At 58.7% G+C, this 6096-nt stretch carries 5 protein-coding genes; 4 read left to right on the forward strand and 1 reads right to left on the reverse strand.

The genetic code is table 11. The features are described from left to right. Window positions 1-360 precede the first annotated feature (360 nt). The 4 genes from B2J89_RS01810 to B2J89_RS01825 all read left to right on the forward strand — a co-directional run bounded on the left by B2J89_RS01810 (window position 361) and on the right by B2J89_RS01825 (window position 5149). On the forward strand, window positions 361-1683 hold the full coding sequence (locus B2J89_RS01810; protein ID WP_169167516.1) for a UDP-glucose/GDP-mannose dehydrogenase family protein: 1323 nt from the start codon (window positions 361-363) through the stop codon (window positions 1681-1683). 23 nt (window positions 1684-1706) lie between these two features. Next, on the forward strand, window positions 1707-2714 hold the full coding sequence (locus B2J89_RS01815) for a GNAT family N-acetyltransferase (RefSeq protein ID WP_240964688.1): 1008 nt from the start codon (window positions 1707-1709) through the stop codon (window positions 2712-2714). Between the two features lie 260 nt (window positions 2715-2974). Next, window positions 2975-3700, forward strand: coding sequence for a PEP-CTERM/exosortase system-associated acyltransferase (locus B2J89_RS01820; RefSeq protein ID WP_169167517.1), 726 nt, complete (start codon window positions 2975-2977; stop codon window positions 3698-3700). A gap of 6 nt (window positions 3701-3706) precedes the next feature. Beyond that, a complete protein-coding gene (locus B2J89_RS01825) occupies window positions 3707-5149 on the forward strand; it encodes a hypothetical protein (protein ID WP_169167518.1) in 1443 nt (480 codons plus the stop codon). Window positions 5150-5256: 107 nt separating this feature from the next. On the opposite strand, the gene B2J89_RS01830 is transcribed toward B2J89_RS01825, so the two are convergent. Continuing rightward, window positions 5257-6096 (reverse strand): hydrolase 1, exosortase A system-associated (locus B2J89_RS01830; RefSeq protein ID WP_371809019.1); only part of this gene is annotated, 840 nt, incomplete at its 5' end.

Here is a 6096-nt window from a genome sequence, read left to right on the forward strand (position 1 = left end):
GGCAGTTTTATGCGTTGTTCACTTGTCAGGCTAAGAAGTGCCGTGGCTAACTTATAGAGCTATTGGCATCAACACACTAGAAGCCGGCGACAAAGCCATCCTCACTGCGCTTTTGTCAAGGTCAGCACGATGGGACTTTGGCATTGCCGTTGGTGGCAACTTTCTTAAACGGAACGCATTTCCTTGGTCCAATCTGATACTTGGAAGGCTTTCCAAGCAGGGCACTGCATTGTGGATTTGTAACCGAAAAAAGTCATTTTTTGCAATAATTGCAAATGACTAGTAAGTTGTATGAAAATAATTCATGCCTCATTGATATGATGCATTTTTCGCCATATACGACTGTTGCAGTGAGGCACCATGAAAATTACCGTGGTTGGAACAGGCTATGTAGGCTTGGTCAGCGGAGCGTGCTTGGCCGAAGTGGGCAACGACGTGTTGTGCTTGGATGTGGATTTTGAAAAAATCCGAATCCTGGAATCAGGTCGTATCCCTATCTTTGAACCTGGCCTGCAAGAAATGGTGCAGCGCAATGTAGCTGCAGGGCGCCTGCGCTTTACCACCGACGTAGAACAGGCCGTGCACCACGGCACCGTTCAATTCATTGCCGTAGGAACGCCGCCCGGTGAAGACGGCTCCGCAGACATGCGGTATGTCTTGGCCGCCGCGCGCAGCATTGGCGGCTTCATGACCGACTACAAGGTGGTGGTGGACAAAAGCACGGTTCCCGTGGGCACGGCCGACCAAGTGCATGCCGCCATCGCCGAGGAACTGTTCCAGCGTGGCGTGCAGACTCCCTATGCCGTGGTATCGAACCCGGAGTTCCTCAAGGAGGGGGCGGCGGTAGAAGACTTCATGCGTCCGGATCGGATCATCGTAGGCGCCTCCGATGAGCAGGCCATTTTGCTGATGCGCGCGATTTATGCCCCCTTCCAGCGCAACCGTGAGCGCTTGATCGTAACCGACGTGCGCAGCGCTGAACTGACCAAATACGCGGCCAATGCCATGTTGGCCACACGCATCAGTTTCATGAACGAGTTGGCGAATCTGGCAGAGCGCCTGGGCGCCGACATTGAGATGGTGCGCCAGGGCATGGGATCTGATCCGCGCATTGGCTACCACTTTCTCTACCCAGGGTGCGGCTATGGTGGATCCTGCTTCCCCAAGGATGTGAAAGCCTTGATCAAAACGGCCGCTACCGAAGCCGGCATGAATCTGCAGGTGCTCAATGCCGTTGAGACAGCCAACAATGCGCAAAAGCATGTACTCGGCTGCAAGATCAGACAAAGGATGGGAGACGACCTGACGGGCAGGCATTTCGCCGTGTGGGGGCTGGCATTCAAACCCAACACCGACGATATGCGCGAGGCGCCGAGCTTGGAGTTGATCGCCGACCTCCTAGCCGCTGGCGCCACCATTGCTGCCTATGACCCTGCAGCCATGTACGAGGCACGGCGCCTGCTCGGAGACGATCCGCGCATCCACTATGCGCACGCTCCGAACGACGCCTTGGAAGGCGCGGATGCATTGGTCATCGTGACTGAATGGAAAGAGTTTCGCAGCCCGGACTTTGACCTGATCAAGGCCCGGCTCAAGCAACCCCTCATCGTGGACGGCCGCAACCTGTACGATCCTGCATTGCTGCGCGAACAGGGGTTTGACTATCTGGCCATAGGCCGCTGATCGTTCAAAGCAGGGTAGGCAGCATGCCCGAAGATGTGTTCGAGACAGAGGCGTGGTTTGCCAACCTGCTCGCCCACGGCTTCGAACGCGCGCCCCAGCAGCATTGGAAATGGCCATTGCCCGTGTCATCACATGGCGGGACGGCCTACTTGCACCTCATGCAGCAAATGCCTGGTAAGCCTCTGTCTGCTCTAAGCAATTACTACAGCTGTCTTTATGGCCCAACAGGTCCCCTGGAGGCCATCCACGGCCTCTCGGCTGGGCAGTGGCGTGCGGCGGCCAAGGCACTGCGGCACATACCCGGTGGTGAGGTGTTGCGTTTACAACCGTTGGATGACGATAGCCCGTGGCTTGCAGCGCTGCAGAGCGGATTGCAAGCAGCGGGCTACTGGACAAATCGTTATTTTTGTTTTGGCAATTGGTACCAAACCGTCCCGCACGGTGGTTTCGGGGCTTATTGGGCACAGCGTCCGTCTGCCCTGCGGCACAGCGTGTCACGTGGCCGGCGTCGCCTGACTCGCGCTGGAGAATGGCGCGTCGATATCCATACCGGCGAGTCGAGCCATTTGGACTGCGCTTTGTCCGCCTACGAGGCAGTCTATTCCCAAAGCTGGAAGCAGCCCGAACCCTGTCCTGCTTTCATGCCTGGACTGGTGCACACAGCAGCGCGCCAAGGCTGGTTGCGCCTGGGCGTATTGTGGGCGGGTGATCAGCCCTTGGCCGCGCAAGTCTGGCTGGTGCATGCCCACAAGGCCAACATCTACAAATTGGCTTATGTGCAAGGGCAAGATCGCTTTTCCCCTGGCTCGGTCCTCACCGCAGCACTGATGCAGCATGCCATGGACGTCGACAGGGTGCTGGAAGTCGACTACCTCAGCGGTGACGACGCCTATAAGCGCGACTGGATGGCCCAGCGCCGTGAACGCATAGGGCTCATGGCCTTCGACCGGCGCCATTGGCGTGGCTTCCTTGCGTGGGGCCGGCATCGTTTGGGACGTTTGCGCAGTCTGGTTTCCGGCGCGGTGCGGTAGCCGCGACGCTGTTTCGCAACATTCAATAGGAGTTCGGTAACCAACGGAGCGCATACGGCTTCGCAGTTCTCCTTCGCTGTGCAGAGGATCGCTTGGAGACGACCGTGTGCACCAAGTGTTACGTATCGATCGCTATCTTGGTGAATCATCAGCCAAACAGGATCGAAATGAACGATCTTGCTCCCTATTGGTATGTCTGAGCCCTTCAACGTTGACTCCATGCTTCCAAGCAAAGCTCAATACAACGCAGGATTGTCCGCATGAATGCCGTTTTCCATCCTCAAAAAGAGTTCTCCACCCATTTTTTGGGATGTGAGGTTGTGCCCCAACGGGACAAAACCTTATTGCGTGCAGCAGAGGAGTTGCGCTACCAAGTTTATTGCGAAGAATGCCGCTTTCTTCGTCCAGAAGAATGTCCCGATGGGAGGGAGAGCGATGAGCATGACGTCAATTCGGCCCACTTCGCTGCGTTGAGTCTGCAGCAAGATTTGGCGGGCTATGTGCGATTGGTGCATCCCGACGCGATCCAAACGTTTCCGTTTCAGAACCACTGCGTGGCGCTGCTGGAGGGAGTGATACTGCCACCAGCGGCACAATCGGCCGAGATCAGCCGTCTTATGGTACGCAAAGATTACCGTCGTCGCCACGGTGAGAAGCCCCCCAGCGGCGTATCAACGGATGAGGCTGAATCCGCGCGTGTCCACGAACTGCGCAATCCATCGCCCGAAATTCTGCTGAGCCTGTATCGCCAAATGTATGCATACAGTTTACGCAACGGAATTCGCTATTGGTATGCCGCGATGGAGCGCTCTTTGGCGCGGATACTGGCGCGAATGAACTTTGGTTTCCAGCAGATAGGACCAGCCACTGATTACTATGGTCCCGTGGCTCCGTACGTGGCGGACCTGCGTGTCTTTGAGTACCAATTGAGTCAGCGAAATCCGGCACTGCTGGCGTGGATGCGTAGCTCCTGTGTCTTGTGCTGAGTGCAAATGGGCCTGCTCTCGCTTCTGCCTGAGGGCGCAGTCCGTGGTTTGCGCAAACTCCTGTTGGCCCAGGGCCGGCGCATGGGCAGCAGTCGCATGCTGGAGGCCTCAAAAGCCCGCGCGATCCGCACCAGCATCGACGCCGCCAAACACAGCGCGGCATACAGAACCTTGCTGCAAGAGCAGGGTGTCGATCTCGGCAAACTGGGTTCCCAGACCGGGTGGGTCAGTTTGCCCGTCTTGACCAAAGCCAACACGTTCGAACGTTTCCAGCTGGCCCAGCTCTCGCGGCCATTGCCGGCCACCATGTTGGCCGACGTGCTTACCAGTTCTGGCCGAGGTGGCCGCAGTTATGGTTTCCGGCTGACGGCGCGGGAACAGCACGAAGAGGCTTGGTTCTCCATCGATCTGGGCCTCCAGGATGTCTTCGGCGTGGACGATACGTCCACACTGCTGGTCAATTGTTTGCCCATGGGAGTGGTGTTCCGCTCCCGGGCGGTGGCGGTCGCCAACGTCAGTGTGCGCGAAGACATGGCGTGCTCCATCTTGCGCGACGTGGGACCTGGTTTTCAGCAGACCTTGTTGTGTACAGATCCCTTGTTCATTCGCCGGTTGCTGGATGAAGCTGACAGGTCGGGCGTGGACTGGCGCGCGCTCAACACCAGTGTGATCGTGGGCGAAGAAGTGCTGGTAGAAGCCCAGCGCGACTATATTGCTGCGCGCATGGGTATCGACATCGATCAAGACCCGCACCGTTTGGTGGGCAGCTCTTTCGGGGTGGGAGAACTGGGTCTGAACCTGCTGTTTGAAACGCGCGAGACGATTCGCATGCGCCGCGCCATGCGCGCCCAGCCGGAGTTGGTGCGTGTGCTCTGCGGCTCAGCGGCAGTGGACGCCATCCCCTCCATTTTTTGCTACAACCCGCTGCGCATTTACCTTGAAATTTTGAACCCTGATGCGAATGGCTTCGGTGAGCTCTGCATTACCTTGCTCGACCGCCATGCCGTCATTCCGCTGCCGCGCTATGCCACCGGCGATCTGGGCAGGCTCATACACCCGCAAGAAACGGCCAAGGCGGCTGTCATGGCGGAAACTCAGCCGCCTTGGCTACCGCTGGTGGCCATTCAGGGGCGCATCAAAGACCGGCTCTCCGGATTGCCTTCGGTCGAAAGCGTCAAAGAGCTGCTGTACCTTGACCACGCCATTGCCGACCAATTGACCGGCGCTTTTCGTCTTGCCTCCACGAGCAGCGGCGGCATCCAGCTCACCCTGCAGGCCAACGCCGCCACCGCTGTGACTCCAGCGCTGCAGACCCAGTTACTGGAACTCTGCTCCCGGTGTGGATTTGCGACCCTTGAGGTGGTTCTGGTTGAACCTGAAGACTTTCCGTGGCGGCCGCTGCTGGACTTCGAGAGAAAGTTCGACTATGTCGCCGCAGATCGCCTGTGACTGTCGAATGGAGTGAGGCGCTGCTCGTCGGCAGTGTTGGAAAAATAAGGGCGCACACTTCGACGCGGCCTCTTTGTTTTGCAAGCGCGACCTGCGGCTGCGGACGGTCAGCAGTGCAAACTTTTCAGCCAGGCAAGCATCACTGTTTCCACTTCCCGCTTCGCTAACGTGCCGGAAAAAGTGTGATCCGCTCCGTGGATCTGGTATTCGATGACACCAGGGCGGGCGAGCAATCCGCGCCAAGCGGGGTGCATTTTTGCATGTTCCACAAACTCCTGTGCTGTCAGATCCCGCCCACTCAGTATCAGTATAATTTTGCCTCCAAAGGCACGCCATCCTTGCGCCATTAGATCCTGAAATGTGAGTATTTCTGGCGTTTTTTGCCGCATGGTGCGCAGGTTGCTCCCCAAGCCACGCAGTGCCTGCCAGCCCACGCCACCGGCTGCCAGCTTGCGCCAAAAGGCGGGCTCCAGGAGGCGCTGGCGGTAGTAGTGCTTCACCCGTGCACGCGCCAGTCCGGCGTCGGACCGTACCCAGGGGTTGAGCAGAGCCAAGCCTGCTACGCGGGAATCGCGGGTGGCCTGCATGTAGAGCAGGCTGGCCGATGCACCGTCGCACAAGCCCCAGAGCACGACCTTGTCCACCTTGCCGTGGCGGCCATGCAAGGCATCGATGGCGGCGGCGATGTGGGGGGCGGAGTCTTCAAACGGCACGCGACTTCCCGGGCTGTCGCCCATGCCGGGGAAGTCAAAGCGCAACACGGGATAGCCTGCGGCGGCGAGACCGCGGGCGAGCTGCACGAACTGCCTGTGGCTGCCGACGCGGTATTGCGCGCCACCCACCACGATCACCACGCCCGTGGTCTGCTGCGGCGTGTCGGGCGCAGGCAGGCTGACGATGCCCAGCATGTCGCGCGCATGCGGCCCGTGAATGACCAGGGGACGCTC

Source organism: Acidovorax sp. SRB_24, from assembly GCF_012931925.1.

What these genes read in the sequence shown, in the direction of transcription:
- B2J89_RS01810 (WP_169167516.1), top strand. Translation starts at nt 361, where the DNA reads ATGAAAATTACCGTGGTTGGAACAGGCTATGTAGGCTTGGTCAGCGGA.
- B2J89_RS01815 (WP_240964688.1), top strand. Translation starts at nt 1,707, where the DNA reads ATGCCCGAAGATGTGTTCGAGACAGAGGCGTGGTTTGCCAACCTGCTC.
- B2J89_RS01820 (WP_169167517.1), top strand. Translation starts at nt 2,975, where the DNA reads ATGAATGCCGTTTTCCATCCTCAAAAAGAGTTCTCCACCCATTTTTTG.
- B2J89_RS01825 (WP_169167518.1), top strand. Translation starts at nt 3,707, where the DNA reads ATGGGCCTGCTCTCGCTTCTGCCTGAGGGCGCAGTCCGTGGTTTGCGC.